Annotated in this window: 17 protein-coding genes; 11 read left to right on the plus strand and 6 right to left on the minus strand. The window is 67.2% G+C overall.

Going from position 1 to position 18,897, the window contains the following annotated elements:
• Window positions 1–42: 42 nt before the first annotated feature.
• Together ligD and ku are read right to left on the minus strand one after the other, a co-directional pair.
• Window positions 43–2,565, minus strand: a complete 2,523-nt coding sequence (gene ligD, locus HV798_RS19055; RefSeq protein WP_175193146.1) for a DNA ligase D — start codon at window positions 2,563–2,565, stop codon at window positions 43–45.
• A 2-nt stretch (window positions 2,566–2,567) separates the two neighbouring features.
• Window positions 2,568–3,596, minus strand: coding sequence for a non-homologous end joining protein Ku (gene ku, locus HV798_RS19060; protein ID WP_175193145.1), 1,029 nt, complete (start codon window positions 3,594–3,596; stop codon window positions 2,568–2,570).
• A gap of 215 nt (window positions 3,597–3,811) precedes the next feature.
• On the opposite strand from ku, the gene HV798_RS19065 reads away from it, so the two are divergent.
• Together HV798_RS19065 and HV798_RS19070 are read left to right on the plus strand one after the other, a co-directional pair.
• Entirely contained in the window at window positions 3,812–4,411 is a 600-nt protein-coding gene (locus tag HV798_RS19065) for a DUF4304 domain-containing protein (protein WP_175193144.1), read from the plus strand.
• A gap of 59 nt (window positions 4,412–4,470) precedes the next feature.
• Window positions 4,471–5,256, plus strand: coding sequence for an AraC family transcriptional regulator (locus HV798_RS19070; protein WP_175193143.1), 786 nt, complete (start codon window positions 4,471–4,473; stop codon window positions 5,254–5,256).
• Between the two features lie 10 nt (window positions 5,257–5,266).
• On the opposite strand, the gene HV798_RS19075 is transcribed toward HV798_RS19070, so the two are convergent.
• Window positions 5,267–5,644, minus strand: a complete 378-nt coding sequence (locus HV798_RS19075; RefSeq protein WP_175193142.1) for a hypothetical protein — start codon at window positions 5,642–5,644, stop codon at window positions 5,267–5,269.
• Window positions 5,645–5,898: 254 nt separating this feature from the next.
• On the opposite strand from HV798_RS19075, the gene HV798_RS19080 reads away from it, so the two are divergent.
• On the plus strand, window positions 5,899–6,585 hold the full coding sequence (locus HV798_RS19080; RefSeq protein ID WP_175193141.1) for a hypothetical protein: 687 nt from the start codon (window positions 5,899–5,901) through the stop codon (window positions 6,583–6,585).
• 75 nt (window positions 6,586–6,660) lie between these two features.
• Here the strand turns inward: HV798_RS19080 and HV798_RS19085 are convergent, their stop codons facing one another.
• Window positions 6,661–6,987, minus strand: coding sequence for a helix-turn-helix domain-containing protein (locus HV798_RS19085; RefSeq protein ID WP_175193140.1), 327 nt, complete (start codon window positions 6,985–6,987; stop codon window positions 6,661–6,663).
• A 108-nt stretch (window positions 6,988–7,095) separates the two neighbouring features.
• On the minus strand, window positions 7,096–7,992 hold the full coding sequence (locus HV798_RS19090; protein ID WP_175193139.1) for a LysR family transcriptional regulator: 897 nt from the start codon (window positions 7,990–7,992) through the stop codon (window positions 7,096–7,098).
• A gap of 85 nt (window positions 7,993–8,077) precedes the next feature.
• On the opposite strand from HV798_RS19090, the gene HV798_RS19095 reads away from it, so the two are divergent.
• From HV798_RS19095 to HV798_RS19115, 5 genes are all read left to right on the plus strand, one after another.
• Window positions 8,078–9,043: an alpha/beta hydrolase gene (locus HV798_RS19095; protein WP_175193138.1), complete on the plus strand. Its 966-nt coding sequence runs from the start codon at window positions 8,078–8,080 to the stop codon at window positions 9,041–9,043.
• A 59-nt stretch (window positions 9,044–9,102) separates the two neighbouring features.
• Window positions 9,103–10,074, plus strand: coding sequence for a Bug family tripartite tricarboxylate transporter substrate binding protein (locus HV798_RS19100; RefSeq protein WP_175193137.1), 972 nt, complete (start codon window positions 9,103–9,105; stop codon window positions 10,072–10,074).
• Window positions 10,075–10,248: 174 nt separating this feature from the next.
• A complete protein-coding gene (locus HV798_RS19105) occupies window positions 10,249–11,547 on the plus strand; it encodes an ArgE/DapE family deacylase (protein ID WP_175193136.1) in 1,299 nt (432 codons plus the stop codon).
• Window positions 11,544–12,623: a phosphotransferase gene (locus tag HV798_RS19110; RefSeq protein WP_175193135.1), complete on the plus strand. Its 1,080-nt coding sequence runs from the start codon at window positions 11,544–11,546 to the stop codon at window positions 12,621–12,623. The genes HV798_RS19105 and HV798_RS19110 overlap by 4 nt, the downstream gene beginning before the upstream one ends.
• Window positions 12,620–13,948 (plus strand): aspartate aminotransferase family protein, encoded by a 1,329-nt coding sequence (locus HV798_RS19115; RefSeq protein WP_175193134.1) that lies wholly within the window; start codon window positions 12,620–12,622, stop codon window positions 13,946–13,948. The genes HV798_RS19110 and HV798_RS19115 overlap by 4 nt, the downstream gene beginning before the upstream one ends.
• Window positions 13,949–14,027: 79 nt before the next feature.
• Here the strand turns inward: HV798_RS19115 and pdxR are convergent, their stop codons facing one another.
• A complete protein-coding gene (gene pdxR / locus HV798_RS19120) occupies window positions 14,028–15,530 on the minus strand; it encodes a MocR-like pyridoxine biosynthesis transcription factor PdxR (RefSeq protein ID WP_175193133.1) in 1,503 nt (500 codons plus the stop codon).
• Between the two features lie 128 nt (window positions 15,531–15,658).
• On the opposite strand from pdxR, the gene HV798_RS19125 reads away from it, so the two are divergent.
• From HV798_RS19125 to HV798_RS19135, 3 genes are all read left to right on the plus strand, one after another.
• Complete coding sequence (locus HV798_RS19125) at window positions 15,659–16,987, plus strand: MFS transporter (protein ID WP_175193132.1); 1,329 nt, start codon at window positions 15,659–15,661, stop codon at window positions 16,985–16,987.
• Between the two features lie 146 nt (window positions 16,988–17,133).
• Window positions 17,134–17,637, plus strand: coding sequence for an RNA polymerase sigma factor (locus HV798_RS19130; RefSeq protein ID WP_175193131.1), 504 nt, complete (start codon window positions 17,134–17,136; stop codon window positions 17,635–17,637).
• A 77-nt stretch (window positions 17,638–17,714) separates the two neighbouring features.
• The gene (locus HV798_RS19135; protein ID WP_175216487.1) at window positions 17,715–18,704 is read left to right on the plus strand and encodes a FecR family protein; all 990 of its coding nucleotides are present in this window, start codon (window positions 17,715–17,717) and stop codon (window positions 18,702–18,704) included.
• Window positions 18,705–18,897: the final 193 nt, after the last annotated feature.

Below are 18,897 nucleotides of genomic sequence, written 5' to 3' on the forward strand. Positions count from 1 at the left end.
CATGCGCCGGCTTCCCCCCGATTTTTTTGGCGGCGGCGGCGGTCAGGTGCCGTCCGGCTTGAACCCCATGGCCTTCATGGCCGCCCCCAGCGCCTGCGGCCGGTAGTCGTCCCAGGGCGTATCGCCGACGTCCAGCCGGGTGTGGATGTTGGCGACCGTCCATTTGTCGCTGGCGGGCACATCGCCCAGCTCGTCCCAGGCCAGCGGCACCGAGACGCCCATGCCCGGCCGCGCGCGGGCCGACCAGGCCGCCACCGTGGTCGCGCCGAAGCCATTGCGCAGGTAGTCGGCAAAGATCTTGCCGACGCGATTCTTCGGGCCGCTCTTGGCCACGAACAGCTGGGGCAGCGTCTTGGCCAGGTGCTGCACGATGGCCTGCGAAAACGCCTTGACCGTATCCCAGTCGTACTGCCGGCGCAGCGGCACGACGATGTGCAGGCCCTTGCCGCCGCTGGTCTTGAGCCAGCTTTGCAGGCCGATCTCGTCCAGCATCACGTGCAGCAGATGGGTGGCGCGCTGCACCGATTTCCAGGGCACGCCTTCGCCGGGGTCCAGGTCGAACAGCATGCGGTCCGGCTTGTCGATGGCCGTCTTGATCGCGTTCCAGGTATGGAATTCCACCACGTTCATCTGCACGGCGGACAGCACCGCCCGCGCGGTGGGCACTTCCACCAGCGGCGCATGGCCGGGGTCCAGCGATTGGGGCAGCGCACGCACGCCGGGCATCGGCGCTTCCAGGTGCTTCTGGAAGAACCGTTCGCCTTCGATGCCGTCCGGGGCGCGCAGGAAAGACACCGGGCGCGCCTTCAGGTGGCGCAGCAACAGCGGCGCGACCAGCGCGTAGTAGCGCGCCAGGTCCAGCTTGGTCAGGCCGGTGGACGCGTCGATGATGCGTTCGGGATGGGTCAGCTTGCCGGCTGTGGCCTTGCCGGATCGCTTGGCGGGCGCCGTTTTCGCGGCCTTAGCCCGGGCAGGCTTGCCGGCCGTACGATCGGCTTTCACAGCGGTTGCGCTCACGGGTGTCTCCTTGGTGATGGCGCGCGCCGGTTTGTCCTTGCGCAGGCCCTGGAAGACCGGATGCCGCACATGGCCCGCGCCGGTCCATTCGCTGAACGACACTTCGGCCACGAGCTGGGGCTTGACCCAATGCGTATCGCGGCCGCTGCCCGGCACGTGGGCGGCGGGCTTGGCGGTTTCCAACCGGGCCAGGCGTTGTTGCAGCGCGGCCAGGCCCGAGTCGTCGAAACCCGTGCCGACCTTGCCGGCGTAGACCAAGGCCCCGTCGTCGCCGTGATAGGCCAGCAGCAAGGCGCCCAGCCCGACGCGCGCCCCCTTGGGGTCGGTGTAGCCGATGACGACGAATTCCTGGCGGCGGCCGCACTTGAGCTTGATCCAGCTGTCGCTGCGCCGCGAGACATACGTCGATGACAGGCGCTTGGCGATGATGCCTTCCAGGCCCATCTTGCAGGCCGACGCCACCAGGTCCGCCGGTGCGGCGTCAAACGCCTCACTGAAGCGCAAGGCATCGTCATCGACCGCATCCATCACTTGCGCCAGCAAGCCGCGGCGCACGCGCAGCGGCTCCTGGCGCAGGTCGCGGCCCGCCACATACGGCAGGTCGAACGCGTAGAACACGATGCCGCCCGTGCGTTCGCCGTCGAAGGCATTTTGCAGCGTCTGGAAGCTGGGCGCGCCGTTATCGCCCAGCATCACGATTTCGCCGTCGATCCAGGCGTTCTGCACGGGCAGCCGGCTGAAGGCCTGCACCAGGTGCGGCAGCCTGGGGCCCCAGTCGTGGCCATTGCGGGTGTACAGCTTGACGTCGCCATCGTCCACGCGGGCCAGCAGCCGGTAGCCGTCGAACTTCATTTCGTACAGCCAGTCGGGCGCGGCATCGGGCACGCCTTCGACCAGGGTGGCCAATTGCGGCTTGAGCGTCTTGGGGCAGTCGGCCGCCTCGCCTGGCAGGCGGGGCGCGGTGGCTGATGCGCGCTTCGATGCAGGCGCCTTGCGCAGCGGCACCACGCTGTCGGGCTGTTCGTCCACGACACTGAACGCGTCGGCATCGCGCGCATAGTCATCCCGGTCTTTCACCAGCAGCCACGGCGGCTGCTTGTCCGAGTCCTTGCCCTTCATGCGGATCAAGGCCCAGCGCCCGCGCAGCTTCACGCCGTGCAGGTCGAACTTGAGATGCCCGCGCCGATAGCCATCTGCCGGGTCACCCACCGGCGCCCAGGTGCCCTCGTCCCAGATGATGACCTTGCCCGCGCCATACTGGCCCTTGGGAATCTGGCCTTCGAACTGGTTGTAGGCGATGGGGTGGTCTTCGACCTGCACCGCCATGCGCTTGACGGCAGGGTCAAAGCTGGGGCCCTTGGGCACGGCCCAGCTTTTCATGGCGCCATCCAGTTCCAGCCGGAAATCGTAGTGCAGGTGGCTGGCCCAATGCTTCTGGACGACAAAGGCGCGCGCCGCCTCGTTCGCCTCGCCGCCTTCCGCGGGTTCCGCGGTGACGTCGAAATTGCGCTTGGCGCGGTACTTGGCAAGGGTGTCGGTGCCCGCCATCGTCAAGCCGCCTTGCGCGTCCTGGGTGCGGACTTCGCGGCGGATTTTGTGGCTGCCTTGGATGTCGTCTTAGTGGCCGACTTAGTAGCCGTCTTAGTGGCCGTCTTAGTGGCCGTCTTAGTAGCCATGTTGGCGGCCGTGTTGGTGGACGTTTTACGCGCCGCCGTTTTCGCGCTCTTTGACGCCGCCTTTCGGCCCGATTTTGCCGGCGCGTCCTGCGCCGACTTGCCGCCCGATTTCCCCTTCAGGCTGCGCTGCAGCAGCTCCGTCAAGTCGATCACGTTATCCGCATAGGCCGGCGATTCTTCCTGAGGCTCGACCACCGTTTCCGTCTTGCCGGCCTTCACTTTCTTGGCCACCAACCCCATCACCGCGGACTTGAACTCGTCCTTGTATTGTTCGGGGTCCCAGGCGCCGGACATGTCGTCCACCAGCATCCGCGCCATCTTCAACTCGCTGGCGCTGGGCGTGGTGGCCTTGGCGCCGGCCTTGGGCAGGTCCAGCTCGTCGGTGGACTTGACGTCGTCGCCCCAACGCATCAGGTTCAGCACCAGCGCATCGCCCAGCGGAATCAGCGCGGCCAGGTGCTGCTTGGTCTGGATGACCACCTTGGCGATGCCGATCTTGCCCGACTTGGCCAAGGTGTCGCGCAGCAAGGCATACACCTTCTGCCCCTTGTTGATCGGCGCCACGTAATAAGGCCGTTCCAGGTACACGAACGACACGTCGGCGGCATCGACGAACTGCTGGATCTCGATGGTCTGGGTCGTGCGCGGATAGGCATCGGCGATCTCTTCGGGCGAAATCACGACATATTGGCCGTCTTCGTACTCCACGCCCTTGACGATGTTGTCCTTGTCGATTTCCTTGCCGGTGCGCTTGTTGATGCGCTTGTAGCCGACCGGGTCCATCGACCGCTTGTCCAGCCAGTCGAAGTCCACGCCGGATTCGGTGCTGGCCGTGTGCAGGCCGACCGGAATATGCACCAGCCCGAACGAAATCGCCCCTTTCCAGATGGTTCGCGTCGCCATGATGCCGCTCCTTTCAAAAGCGTCTGTCTGCCAGCATATATCGTTCCCGAAGGGCGTTGGCAACGCCCGGCGCAGGCAAGCCACCTGTCGCGGCGCCCTGCCGCCCACGGTTCGCTTCGAGCGTTCCGGACTGGTTTCAACTGTCATGATTTGCCACACGGCCCGGCGCGGGATGCGGTTCAATCCGATCCTACCTCTCCAGCCTAGGCCCCGACATGGCGACCGTCACCCGCGCGGCATTTCTCAAGTTGCTGACCCAGCACCTGATTCCCGTCCTGAAAACCGAAGGCTTCGAAGGCACGGGCCAGACTCTGCGCCGCATCCGCGGCCCGATCATCCATGTCTTCAACGTCCAGGGCGCCAGCGGCGGCAAGGCCTGCTACCTGAACCTGGGTGCACACTACGATTTCCTGCCCTGCGAAGGCGGCGCCTTCGTGCCGCCGGCCGAGATCGAGGAATCGCACTGTGTGTTCCGCGACCGCATCGATCCGCCGCCGGGCGAAGCCTATGGCTGGGCCTACGGCGCGGACCTGGCGCAGGCCGAAGAAAACGTCGAGTTCATCGTCAGCGAATGGGCCCGTGTGGGCCATGCGTTTTTCGCGCAGCACGACAGCTATCCGGCCAGTTGCGAACGGCTGGTGCAAGGCACCGATCCCGATTCCATCCACCCCGCCAAGACCCTGATCTACGCGCGCATCGCCCAGCATCTGGGCGACACCGCGCGAGCGCACGCCTTCATCCAGTCCGGCCTGGCCCGCGCGCCCGCCGCCGCCACCTCGCTCAAGGCCAAACTGGAAGCCGCGCTGGCGGGCTGATCGACACCGCTTGCTGGCTTGGCTAGACTATCAGCCCCAACAAATCGTTTTGATCCGCCATGGCCGACCTCACCATCGACCGCAGCCTGGTCGACCGGTCCGATGGCCCCACCCTGTTCGTGGTGGCCGGCCGCTGCGAAGACACCGACTTTGCCACCGATCCCCACCAGCATTCCCGCGGCCAGCTGTTTGGCTCGCTGCAGGGCCTGCTGTCGGTCGGGCTGGACAGCGGCGTCTGGGTCGTGCCGGCCATCCACGCCGTCTGGCTGCCGCCGCGCCAGGCCCACTGGGCCCGTTCGCACGGCCCGTTCCACGGCTGGAGCGCCTTCGTCACCGAAGCCCTGTGCGCCGACCTGCCGGCCCAGCCCTGCACGCTGCGCGTGTCGGGCTTGCTTCGCGAAGCCGTGCTGCGCGCCAGCACCTGGCCCCTGGTCCCCCTGGCCGGCGCCCACCAACACCTGGCCGCGGTCATCCTCGATGAAATCCGCCACCTGCCCGTGGAAAGCCTGGGCCTGCCCATGCCGCAGGAACCGCGGCTGCAACGCATCGCCCGCGCGCTGATCGACGACCCGTCCGACGCGCGCGACCTGGAGCAATGGGCCGATTGGGGCGCGGTCAGTTCGCGCACCCTGAGCCGACGCTTCGTCACGGAAACCGGCTTCAACTTCTCGACCTGGCGGCAACGCGCCCGCCTGCTGCGCGCGCTGGAACGGCTGGCCGACGGCGCCCAGGTCACCACCATCGCGCTGGAACTGGGCTATTCCACCCCCACGGCCTTCATCAACCTGTTTCGCCGCGCGTTCGGAGAGACGCCAGCGGTGTATCGGGAACGGTTGGTGAGATAGGCGCCCCCAGCTAGGCGCCCCCCATCCACTCCCTGCCGAGCCGGGTCGCGGCGTCCTCGTCATCCACGAACCCCACCTTGAAGCCGAACGCCTTGCTGGCCCCCGCCGCCGCCAGGCGCATCGGCGCCGGGGTCGGCTTGCCGCGCTCCAGCACGATCATGCCGCGGCACAGGCTGCGCATCTGCTCCTTCACCCGCTTGAAGAACAGCGCTTTCTCGCGGCGTTCCTCCACGGTTTCATCGTGGTGGTCGTCGGGGGAATGATCCATCACCAGCACGAACGGCCGGCCCTGGTCGAGCAAGCGCTGCAACTGCTGCTCGACAGGAGTATCCGATTCCCCCTGGGACCGGAGAAACATCAGGGGAGCGCGCGATTCATCAATCAACATGGCCGCAAATTCCAGGTAAGAGAACGAGTGGCGCCGGCCGCGCCACGCTGCATTGCGCCGGTCGGTCCGCCATATGTGAAGCATCTCACCGGCAGGCCTCGGCCGCGCTCACGCACCCGCCAAGTGATAGCGGTCAGCCGCCAATCGGCGCTGTCCTCCCCCGGCGCAGGCATAATGGCATCGCTACGCCTTGCCGCGCACTTGATCGACAGGGCGACTGCGGCCCGTCCCCAAACGCCCAGCCCTCGTCCGCCATGCGCCTGATTCAGAGCTTTCCCCGTGCCGTCGCCGCTGCGTTGTTCGGCTGGGTATCTCTACTGCCCATCGCCCCCGCGGCAGCACAATCGCTGACGCCCGAACAGATCGGGCAGCTCTACCTCGATTACGTCATCCACGACGACATGAACAGCGCGCGCCAACTGGATGCCTACACGAAGCGCTTCTATCCCGACAAGCTGCCCATCCGCGTCGAGGTCTTGCGCAACGTGGAAAACATGCGGGAAGGCGCGTACCGACGCACGGCGGAAATTCGGGTGAAAGCGCTGCTGAATGCCACCGAGCCACAGGCGCTGAAGGAACGGTTGATCGAGGCCCTGCGTCTACAGCGGGCACTCGTTTCACAATCAAGCTGCAAGGTCCTTTCCAAGACGATCAAGCCCAATGCTGCGCTGCCCGGACAAAAAACGGCGACCGTCCGCTACGAATGCGTCATTGCCGACATCCGCTATTCGCTTGACGATGCGCTGGCCTCGCTGCCGCCCCATGACGAGGCCGGCCTGCGCGACGCGGTGAACGCCTTTCTCGACGCCGCGCACCATCCGCAAGGCGTCAAGACGGTGACCGGTAGCCAGGAGCTTTACGGTGGACGAGAGAACGGCCCCTGGGACAACGGGGGTGGCCAGGAATGGATCGCGCCGATCCTTGCGGGCTTTCGTCCGTAGCCACCGAGCAGTACTCAGCGCCCGCGACGATTGAATCAACTGGGTGGCTGCACTGCCTCGTATCACGGATCATATTTAAGCTCTTGTATTCCTCAAGCTGATCTTCTTCCTGATACGTTGCCGACCCGCACCCAGCTCATAACGAAGAATATCTTGTAGGCAGTTGAGCTTAGGCTTGAACAGCGCGGCCATCTCGTCACTCCGACCTAACAATATTGCCACGCAGACCAACTTTTCAAATGCCACGCTTTTTCCCGCCTCCAAGTTGGACACCGTATTCACGGAAATTCCAGCACGTGCAGCAACATCGGCTTGGGTCCATTGTTGGGCCAAACGCTCTTTGCGCAAGCGTTCACACAACATTTGGACGAGCTCACGAGAAGTATGGAAGCCTAAATCCATGATTTGAAGAGTTAACTCTGTAAGTCCAACATAACCCTCAATACTCTGGACTTAAACCGGTGAAAGATAAACCCCTTGCCGCGAGCATTTGGCAAGACTGAGCGCCCCCTACCCTGCCCCCAACCGCTCCCGAATCAACCCCAGCAACGACTGCCCCGCCGGTGACAGGCTCACGTCGTGACGCCTGACCAGGTAGATATCTCGGACGATATCCGGTCCGCCCACCGGCACCGATTGCAAGCCATAGCCCGCCGCGTCGAACAGGCCGGGCATCACCGCCACGAAATCCCCCGTCTGCACCAGGCCGACCATGGTGGCCAGCTGATCGACCTCGATCTTCCAGGGCAAGGCAATGCCGCTGGCGTGCAGCACGCTGTCGATCTGCAAGCGCGTCGAGCTCAAGGGGTGCAGGCCGACCACGGGCAAGGCGGACACCTGCGTCCACGTCAGCGTGCGGCGCCTCGGGCGCAGCGCCGAGCCTTTGGCGTACACGAGGTTGTAGCCATAGACCGCGGCCTTCTCGATCACCAGCGATTGCGGAAACGACACCACCGTCGTCACGCCGAATTCGACCTCGCCGTCTTCCACCAGCTTGGCCACGACGGTGGCATTGGCATCGCGGATCGACAGGTAGGTGTGCGGGTGCGCGGCGTAGAACGCGGGCAACACCTTGGGAAACACGGAATACCCGACTGACGCCACCGTGCCTACCGCCAGGTTGCCGCCCTGCCCCAGCGCCGCGCGTGACGCTTCCAGCAAGCAGGCATCCAGGCGGCTGACGGCGGGCAGCACGCGTTCATAAAGGGTGCGGCCAATGGGGGTGACCACGACGCGGCGCGTGGTGCGTTCGAACAGCTTGCCGCCGATACGGTCTTCCAGCTTGGCCACGCGCCGACTGAGCGCGGACGTGGTGATGCACAGCTGCGAGGCCGCTGCCGTGTACTGGCCGGCGCGCACCAGGGTGCAGAACGCGCGCAGATCCTCGATGTCGTAATTGATTCCCATAAGTCAATAATCTTTGATTTTTATTCGATTGACGTAACTATAGGCCGAATCGCAAGCTACGCCCGTCATCAAAACCGGACCTGTCATGCCTTGCGAAGCGATCCGCCTGAAATCCGTGGGCTCATTTTTTGTCGGCGGCCAGACCGCCACCGTGACGGGGTTGCCCGTCGAACAGCGCAGCATGGTGCTGAACGGCCATCCCCGTGAGGTCGACCCGAACGGCGAACAGGTCTACGGCCAGATGTATGTGCAGGCCTTCCGGCTGGCGCAGCCGCGCCACCCGCATCCGGTGCTGCTGTGGCACGGCGGCGGCATGACCGGCTGCACCTGGGAAGACACGCCGGACGGCCGGCCGGGCTGGCTGATGCGCTTTCTGCAGGCGGGGTACGACGTGCTGGTCAGCGACGCAGTCGAGCGCGGCCGTTCGTCCTGGGCGCGATACCCGGAGGTCTACGGCGAAGCGCCGGTGTTTCGCACCAAGCGCGAAGCCTGGCTGACCTTTCGCCTGGGCCCCAGCTACGAACCCGCGCCTGCGCCGCGCCATCCCTTTCCCGGGCAGCAATTTCCCTGCGACAGCTTCGACCGCTTCGCCAAGCAGTGGGTGCCGCGTTGGCCGGGCCACGAAGCGATGATCCTGGCCGCCTACGAGGCGCTGGTCGATCAGGTTGGCCCCTGCCACCTGGTGGCGCACAGCCAGGGCGCCGGGTTCGCCGCCGAGATTGCCCGGCGCCGGCCGCGCCTGGTGCAGTCGGTGGTGGGCGTAGAGCCCGGCGGCATGCCCGCGCCCAGCCCGGCCGGCCCGCTGCCGCGCCATCTGCATGTGTGGGGCGACTTCATTGAAGCGTCCGGCTCGCACTGGATCAACTACCGACGCCAGGCCGACGCCTACCTGGACAGCATCCGCGCCACCACGCCGGTCAGCGTGATCGACCTGCCCGCCGAGGGCGTGCGCGGCAATTCGCACCTGCCCATGATGGACCGCAACAGCGACGACGTGTTCGAGCGCGTCCGGGCGTGGCTGGAATCCTCAAACCCACGACCCGGCGCATAGCGCCCCATAACGACAAAACCCATAACGACCACCCATAACAACACCCCAAGGAGACAACCATGAACCCCTTCACGCTGCCCGCGCTGGCGCTGGCCCTTGCCATCGGCGCGGCCCCCGCCGCCGCGCAGACCTACCCCACCCAACCCATCAAGCTGATCGTGGGCTACGCCCCCGGCGGCTCGGTAGACGCCTTTGCCCGCCTCGTCGCGCCCAAGCTCGGCCAGGAACTGGGCCAGACCATCGTCATCGAGAACATCGCCGGCGCAGGCGGCATCATCGGCGTCACGCGCGCCGTCCATGCCAAGCCGGACGGCTACACCGTGCTGATGGGCATCGTGTCGGACGTGGTGATCGCACCGCAGGTGCAGGCCTCCGCCAAGTACACCTATCGCGACCTGCAGGCCGTGGCGCCGCTGGGCACCAGCGGCCTGGCCGTGGTGGCCAACCCCAAGCTGGGCGTGCGCTCGTTCGACGACCTGATCCGGCGCGCCCGCGCCGAACCCGGCCGGCTGACCTACGGCGCCACTGGGGTCGGCTCGCTGCCAAGCATCGCGATGGAAAGCCTGAAGAAGATGACCGGCACCGAGATCACCTTCATTCCGTATGCCAGCGCCTCGAAGATCGCCACCGACGTCATCGGCGGCACGGTCGACCTGGCGGTGTCCGGCCTGCCCGCCCTGCTGGAACTGGTCAAGAGCGGCCGCGTGACACCGGTAGGCGTGATGAGCCGCGACCGCGACATCGGCAACCCGGACATGGCCTCGGCCGGGGAAACCGCGGCCTTGAAGGGCATGGACTTCTATTTCTGGACCGGCCTGTTCGCCCCCGCCGGCACGCCAGCCCCGGTCGTGGACACCCTGAACCAGGCCTTTGCCCGAGTGATGGCGCAGCCGGATGTGCAGGCGCGCTTCCAGGAGCTGGGCGTGAAGGTCAGCGCCCCTGCCAGCCCGGCCGAATTCACCCGCTTTGTCGAGGCGAGCGACACGCAGTGGCGTGAGGCCATCGCGAACGCGGGCATTGCCCGCCAATAGGCCGGCGCGGGCGGCCCGGCCGGGCCGCCCCTCGGCGCCCGGCGGCGCAATGACCGTTGTCGCATCACCAGCCCGCCCCAAAAGTGGCTATACGAAATAACCCGGATTGGCTATTTTTGACCGATCCAATTCTCTTTACGATGGCTCGCATCCCAGTCAACCTCGAGCACATCCATGCCAGAACTGACCCCGGCGCTCCGGCAGCGCATCATCCAAGCCGTGGACGCGGGCTTTGCGGCCCAGACCGAACTGACCGCGCAATTGGTGCGCCTGCCGTCGCAGCGCGGTGAAGAAGCCACCGCGCAGGACTTCATGGCGGCGCGCTATGCCGAACGCGGCTACGGCGTGGACCGCTGGAAGATCGACGTCGATGCCATTGCCCACCTGCCGGGCTTTTCGCCGGTGGCGGTGTCCTACGACAATGCCTACAACGTGGTCGGCGCGCACCGCGCCCGCAGCCTGAAAGGCCGTTCGCTGATCCTGAATGGCCACATCGACGTGGTGCCGGTCGGCCCGCTGTCTCAATGGAGCCGCGATCCGTACGACCCCGCCATCGTCGATGGCTGGATGCACGGTCGCGGCGCGGGCGACATGAAGTCGGGCCTGGTCGCCTGCCTGTCGGCCATGGACGCCCTGGCCAGCCTGGGCATGGCCCCCGCGGGCGACGTGTTCCTGCAATCGGTGGTGGAAGAAGAATGCACCGGCAACGGCGCGCTGGCCTGCCTGGCGCGCGGCTACCGGGCTGATGCGGCCTTCATTCCCGAACCGCTCTTGCCCATGCTGATGCGCGCGCAGGTCGGGCCGATGTGGTTCCAGGTGCAGGTCGAAGGCGACCCTCAGCATGCGTCGGCCGCGTTCACCGGCGCGGGCGCCAATGCCATCCAGAAGGCCATCTTCCTGATCCAGGCGCTGGACGAACTGGAAGCGCGCTGGAACGGCCGCAAATGCGACCACCGCCATTTCTGCGACCACCCGCACCCCATCCGCTTCAACCTGGGCAAGATCGCGGGCGGCGACTGGCCGTCCAGCGTGCCGGCCTGGTGCACCTTCGACATGCGGGTGGCGGTGTATCCCGGCCAGAGCCTGGAAGAGGCGCGCGCCGAGATCGAAGCCTTCGTGGCGCAGGCCGCCGCGCGCGACCCGTTCCTGGCCAAGCATCCGCCCAAGGTCATCTACCACGGCTTCATGGCCGAAGGCTACGAGCTGAAGGATTCCGACGACGTCGAAGCCGCGCTGCGCAGCGCCCACGAGCAGGTGTTTGGCGAGCCGCTGCGCGAGTACGCCACGTCCGCCGCCACCGACGCGCGCTTCTACGGCCTGTATGCCGACACGCCGGCCATCGTCTACGGCCCGGAATGCCGCATGCCGCACGGTTACGACGAAGCGGTCAACCTGGAATCGGTGCGCAAGGTCACCCAGACCATCGCGCTGTTCATCGCCGAATGGTGCGGACTGGAAGAGCGCCAGGCATGAACCGCAGCACCCGCCCCAGCGCCGGCCAGGCGCTGTTCGCCGCCGAGCCCCCGAAACTGACCCTGGCCGACGCCGAGGCCCTGGCCTTGTCGTGCTATGGGCTGACCGCCCGCGCCAGCATCCTGTCCAGCGAACGCGACCAGAATTTCCTGATCCAGTGCGCGGATGGCGCGGCCTTTGTGCTCAAGGCCACGCACCCCGCCGAAGATCCTGCCGTCACCGACTTTCATACCCAGGCGCAGCTGTGCCTGATGCAGGCCGGCGGCGAACCGCCGGTGCCGCGCCTGATTCCTGGCGTGGCCGGCGACTACGTGCATTGGCACGAGGACGAAGACGGCGCCCGCCGCGCCATCCGGCTGATCACCTATATCGATGGTGTGCCGCTGTACAAGGTGGCCCGCAGCCCCGCGCAGCACCAGGCGCTGGGCCGCGCGCTGGCGCAGTTCGATCTGGCGCTGGCCAATTTCAGCCACCCCATGGCCGACCACGAACTGCTGTGGGACCTGCAACACGCCGACCGCCTGGCCGACCTCTTGCCCCGCATTGCCGAACCCGAACGGCGCGCCCTGGCCGAACGCCACCTGGACCGCTTCATCCGCCACACCCAGCCGGCGCTTGAAGGCTTGCGGCGCCAGGTGATCCACAACGACCTGAATCCGTACAACGTGATGGTCGAACCGGCTCACCCCGAACGCATCGCCGCGTTGCTGGATTTTGGCGACATGGTGCGCGCGCCGCTGGTGCAGGACCTGGCCGTGGCCGGCGCCTATCTGCTGCAAGACGCGCCTGATCCGCTATCGCCCGCGCTGCGGCACTGCGTGGCCAGCTACCACCAGGCGCTGCCCCTGACCGACACCGAAATCGCCCTGCTGCCCGATCTGATCGCCGCGCGCCACCTCATCACGGTGGCGATCACCGGCTGGCGCGCCGAGCAGCATCCCGAAAACCGCCAATACATCCTGCGCAACAACGGCCAGGCCTGGACCGGCCTGGCGCGGCTGGACACGATGCCGCGGCAACAGGCCAGCGACATCCTGCTGGCCGCCAGCCTGACCCCGATGGAGAGTTTCACATGAGCCGAGACAAAGCCATGCTCAATGCCTTCGACCCCGCGGCCGCCGATGCGCTGCCCGAGGCCGAACGCGCCCTGATCGCCCGCCGCCAGCGCGTGCTGGGCCCGTCCTACCGCCTGTTCTACGACCAGCCCCTGCACATCGTGCGCGGCGAAGGCGTGTGGCTGATCGGCGCCGACGGCCAGCGCTACCTGGATGCCTACAACAACGTGGCGTCGGTCGGACACAGCCATCCGCGCGTGGTGCGGGCCATTGCCGAGCAGGCCGCCATCCTGAACACCCACACCCGCTACCTGCACGACGGCGTGCTGGACTACGCCGAACAACTGCTGGCGACCTTTCCCGAACCGCTGTCGCAGGTGATCTTCACCTGCACCGGCAGCGAGGCCAACGACCTGGCGCTGCGCGTGGCGCGCAGCCACACCGGCGGCACCGGCGTCATCGTCACGCAGCTGGCGTACCACGGCGTGACCTCGGCGGTGGCGGCCGTGTCGCCGTCGCTGGGCCAGGCCGTGCCGCTGGGCCTGGACACCCGCACCGTGGCCGCCCCCGACACCTACCGGCAGGACCCGGCGACATTGGGCGCCTGGTTCGCCGCCCAGGTGCAGGCCGCTATCGACGACATGCGCCGCCATGGCATCCGCCCGGCCGCGCTGCTGGTGGACACCCTCTTTTCCAGCGACGGCGTCTACAGCGACCCGGCAGGCTTTCTGGCGCCGGCGGTGCAGGCCATCCGCGACGCGGGCGGTCTGTTCATTGCCGATGAAGTGCAGGCGGGCTTTGCGCGCACGGGTTCGAAGATGTGGGGGTTTGAACGCCATGGGCTGGTGCCGGACCTGGTCACCATGGGCAAGCCCATGGGCAACGGCCACCCGATCGCGGCGATGGTGTCGCGCCCGGACATCATGGAACGCTTTGGCCGCGAGGCCCGTTACTTCAACACCTTCGGCGGCAACCCGGTGGCCTGCGCCGCCGCCCAGGCCACGCTGGCGGTGATTCAGGAAGAAGGCCTGCAGGCCAACGCCGCACGCACCGGGCAGTATCTGCGCGAGGGTTTCCGGGCGCTGGCCGAACGCCACCCGCTGATCGGCGACGTGCGCGGCGATGGCCTGTTCATCGGCGTGGAACTGGTGCGCGACCGCGCCGCCAAGACACCGGCCAAGGAAGAAACCCACCGCTTCGTCAACCTGATGCGTGAACGCCGCGTGCTGCTCAGCGCCACCGGCCTGCATGGCAACGTGCTCAAGCTGCGGCCGCAACTGCCCTTCGGGCAAGAGCATGCCGACCTGTTGCTGGCGGCAGCGGATGAGGTGCTGGGCGAACTGTAGGCGCGGCAGCGGCGCGTGTCGCGGCGGAAAGAATCCGCCACGATACGCGCCCCCGTGCGACGGCACGGGCGCAAACAGATCAACGCTTGCCGCGGCGTGCGGGCTTGACGTCCGTGGCGCGCGCCAACGCCCGCGCAAAGCGCATCACGCCATCATCGATGCGCTCGCACGGCACGCCGCCATACCCCAGCACCACGGCTGGCTGGCCATGGCGAGCGGCATCGGGCAGGTACGCCGGCTGCCCCAGCACGATGCCTTCTTCGCGAGCGGCATCCGCCAGCCGCGCCACCTGCACCTTGGGCTGCAACCGGGCATACACGTGCAGGCCGGCGCGCGCCTGCGACAGTTGCACCGCATCGCCCACGCGCGCGGCCAGCGCCTCGCGCAGCACCGCCTGGCGGCCGGCGTACTCGGTACGCAGGCGCTTGATGTTGTGCGAGAAATGCCCATCGCCCATGAAGTCGGCCAGCGCCGCCTGCAAGTGCAGCTGGCCCGGCCGGTAGATGCTGGCGGCCGCCTGCGAGAACGACGCCGCCACTTGCGGCGGCACCACCATGTAGCTCATGCGCAGGCCGGCGAACATGGTCTTGCTGAAGGTGCCCATGTAGATCACGCGGCCATCGGCGTCCAGCCCTTGCAGCGACGGAATCGGCGCGCCGTCGTAGCGGAATTCGCTGTCGTAGTCGTCTTCGATGACCCACAGCCCGCGCGCGCGCGCCGCCTGCAACAGTTCAAGCCGGCGCGCCAGCGGCATCACCACGCCGGTGGGGTACTGGTGCGACGGGCTGGTGATCAGCAGGCGGGCGCGGCGCGGCAGCTTGCTGGCGGCCAGGTCCAGCCCCTGCTCGTCCACCACCGCGGCATGGGCCCGCACGCCGGCCGCGCCCAGCACCGGCGGAAAGGCCCAGTGGCACGGGCTTTCGACCAGCGCGCTGTCGCCCCATTCGGTCAAGAGGCGCGCGCACAGGTCCACCGACTGGTGTGTGCCTGCGGTGACGATGACCTGTTCCGGTTCGCACACCACCGACCGCGCCAGGCGCAGGTAATTGGCAATCGCCAGCCGCAGCGGCATGAAGCCCGCGCCGTCCTTGGCGTAGCCGGACAGCGCCAGGTTGGACTTGCCCAGATGCCGCGACACCAGCCGGCGCCAGATATGAAACGGAAACAGGCTGGCATCGGCCACGCCCGGCACGAAGGCGCCGGTGTGCTGCGCCAGGCCGCCCGCGCCACCCGCGATGACTTCGCCGCGCGCCGACAGGCCGGGGCGATGGCGTTGCACGTGTTCGGGGGTTTCGGGCGGCAGCAGCGGCCGGTCCACGGTTTTTTCGACGAAGGTGCCGCTGCCGCCGCGCGCACTGAGGTAGTTTTCGGCGATCAGCCTTTCGTAAGCCAGCGTCACCGTGATGCGCGATATGCCCAGGTCGGTGGCCAGCGCGCGCGACGACGGCAGCCGTTGCCCCGCCACCAGCGTGTGGTCCAGCACGCCGCGCCGCACGATGTCGTAGATCTGCTTTTGCAGCGGCTCGTCGGACTCGCGCGACAGGGACCCGGCAAGCAGATCGGCGAGCAGGACTTCCTTCATGAAGTGGACCTATGTCTGAACGGATTGTGGCTATACAAGATATAGCCAGTAGTTGCTATCGTCAACGCCGTTATCAGACAGCGCGGCGCCGGTTCGGCGGCCGCGAAAAAACAAGGGGAATTCCTTCCATGAACGACTCCACAGGCCGCAAGCAGCCCGTCCGCGCCGCGGCCGCGGCTTTCTTCGGCACCATGATCGAGTGGTACGACTTTTACTGCTACGCCACGGCGGCCGCCCTGGTGTTCGGCGATGTGTTCTTCGCAACCAATGATCCCTTCATGGGCACGCTGGCTTCGCTGGGCACCTTTGCCATCGGCTTCTTTGCGCGGCCCGTCGGCGCGGTGCTGTTCGGCCACGTCGGCGATCGCTTTGGCCGCAAGCAGAGCCTGGTCATCACGCTGCTGCTGATGGGCGTGGCCACCACGCTGATCGGCCTGCTGCCCTCGTACCATTCCATCGGCCTGACGGCCGTTGTGCTGCTGGTGGCGCTGCGCCTGGTGCAGGGCATCGCGGTGGGCGGCGAATGGGGCGGCGCGGTGCTGATCGCCGCCGAACACGCGCCGCCCAAGTGGCGCACCTTCCTGGCGTCGGCGCCGCAATACGGCAGCCCCATCGGCCTGATCCTGGCCACCGGCGTGTTCCGCCTGGTGTCCGACCTGCCCAAGGAAGACTTCCTGTCCTGGGGCTGGCGCCTGCCGTTCATCATCAGCGGCGTACTGGTGCTGGTGGCCTTCATCATCCGCCGCGGCGTCAACGAAAGCCCGGAACTCGAAGCCCGCCTGAAGGCCCAGAAAAAGGAGACCACCGCGCCCATCCGCCTGGTACTGCGCGAACGCAAGCGCGCGCTGCTGCTGGGCATCGGCCTGTGCCTGCTCGGCATCTCGGGGTTCTACTTCGTGACCACCCTGATGATCACCTACACCACCACCTACCTGAAGATCACGCGCAGCCAGATCCTGGACGTGGTGACCTGGGCCGGCGTGGTCGAGCTGATCAGCTTTCCGATTGCCTCGTACATCGCCACCCGTATCGGCGAACGCCGCTTCCTGATCTGGGTCACCGCGCTGTCCACCCTGTGGGCCGTGCCGATGATGATGCTGATCCTGACCGGCGACATCCAGAACATCGCCATCGGCATTCTCACGGCGATCTTCCTGATCGGCGCCTACTACGCCGTGCTGGCCCCCTACCTGCCGCTGGCCTTCCCCGTGGAGATGCGCTACACGGGCATCTCGCTCAGCTTCCAGCTGTGCGGCGCGATCTTCGGCGGCACCACGCCGCTGGTGGGCCTGTGGGTGGCGCACACCTTCGGCCTGACCTGGCAGCCGATGGCGCTGATGTTCGCCATCATCGCGGGCGCCAACTTCCTGTGCGCGGTGTACCTGCCGACGCCCGAACGCGAAGCCGCCCGCCAACGCGGCCGCGGACTGACGGCCGAACACAGCCGGGCGCACTGACGGGGACGGAGGCGGGCGCCGCGCGGGCGCCCGCCGTTTCCGCCCCACCGCCAAGGACAGGCGCCACCGCCGCCTGCCCTTGGCTTTACAAGAATAATTTTTATTTGCAATAATCCGCGGTTTCGTCCCTGACCTGATGCCCCCGCATGCGCCGGACCCGCCCTGCCGAACACGGTTGGCTCGCCTACTATCGCGAGTTGCTGGGCACATGGAAGCGCAAGGGACACGCGGCGGGCGACGTCGAAGACACCACCCACGACGCCATTGCCAACCTGCTGGAAGGCGATGTGTCCGCGATCCGCAATCCGCGGGCCTACCTGCATCGCAGCGTCTACCACGGGCTGGTCAATCAGCATCACAAGCAGCAGCGCGCCGCCGCCATCCCGCTGCAAGACCTGGACGAAGACGAACTCCCTACTCAGGACGGCCCCGAGGCCGGCGCGCGCACCGCCCAGTTGTCCAACGCGCTGCGCCAGGCGCTGGATGAGCTGCCCGAACCCTGCGCCGCGGTATTCGCCTGGCACCGGCTGGAAGGCTGGACCGTGCCCGAGATTGCCGCGCACCTGGGCCTGTCGGTCAGCAGCGTCGAAAAGCACCTCACCCGCACCATGCGGCACCTTCACACCCGCCTGCACGCCTATTCGCGATGAGATTACGGACTTTCGCCGCCAGATTGTCTAATCCCATGGGGCACGGCGCGATGCGCTGATGCCGGCACGGGAACACCATGGACCACTCTGACGTTTCGAACCTGCCTGGGGACACCCTGGACGCCGCGGCCTATTGGTTCGCCCGCGACCAGGGCGGCCTGATGACGGCCGGCGAACGGCGGCAGTTCGAGGCCTGGCGCCGCGCCGATGCCGCGCACGAGCGCGCCTACCAGGAAATGCTGGACGTCTGGCGCCTGACCCAGGCCGTGCCCGACCAGGACCTGCGCGCCTACGCCACGCGCAAGCCCGCCCCGCCGCGCGCAGTCTCGCCGCAACGGCGTCGCCTGACCTGGGGCCTGGCCACGGCCGGCGCCGCCGCCGCAGCCGGCGTGGCCTGGCCGCTCTGGTGGCCGGTCGACACCCTGTTCGAGCAGCGCTACGCCACCGGCCGCGGCGAACGCCGCCAGGTCGCGCTGCAGGACGATTCGGTACTGACGCTGAACACCGCCACCCAGGCCGAGGTGCGCTATACCCGCAACGAACGCCACGTGGCCTTGCAGGAAGGCGAGATCATGTTCGAGGTCTCGCACGACACGGCGCGCCCGTTCATCGTCGACACCGCCGCGGGCCGGGTGCGCGTCACCGGCACGCGCTTCAACGTGCGCTACGACCGTGAACGGCTGACGGTCGCCGTCGAATCCGGCTCGGTCGAAGTCTCGACCGGTTCATGGTGGGACCGCCAGCTGGCGCAATTGACCGCCGGTGAAGGTGTCACCGTGGCCCATCGCGGCGATGCGCTGCGTGTCGAATCCGTCGACGTCGCCTCGCTGACCGCCTGGCGCCAGGGCAAGGCGGTGTTCGACAACGTGCCGCTGGCGCAGGTGGTGGACGAGATCACCCGCTATCGCAGCCAGCCGATACGCGTGGCCGCCGCGCTGCGCGGCATCCGCATTGCGGGCGTGTTCGACGTGGACAACACCGCCGGCTTCCTGGCCGCCCTGCCCGCGCTGATCCCCGTGCGCATCGTGCCGCGCGCCGATGGCGGCAGCGACATCGCAGCCCATTGATACAACTAGTATCAATTTTGAGTTGAGAATCATTACGGGGTTTGCCCGCCGATTCGCTCATAGCCAGTAAGCGGGGTTTGCCCCGCATGACCCGTCGGCCGGATCGCCCCGATCCGCCGCCCCCAATGAGCCCATCGTGACCGTGACCCCCGCCAGGCCTTACGCCCTACGCCGCACTGCCCCCCTGACCGCC

Source organism: Achromobacter deleyi (assembly GCF_902859705.1).
In the GTDB taxonomy this organism is placed as follows: Bacteria; Pseudomonadota; Gammaproteobacteria; order Burkholderiales; family Burkholderiaceae_B; genus Achromobacter; species Achromobacter deleyi.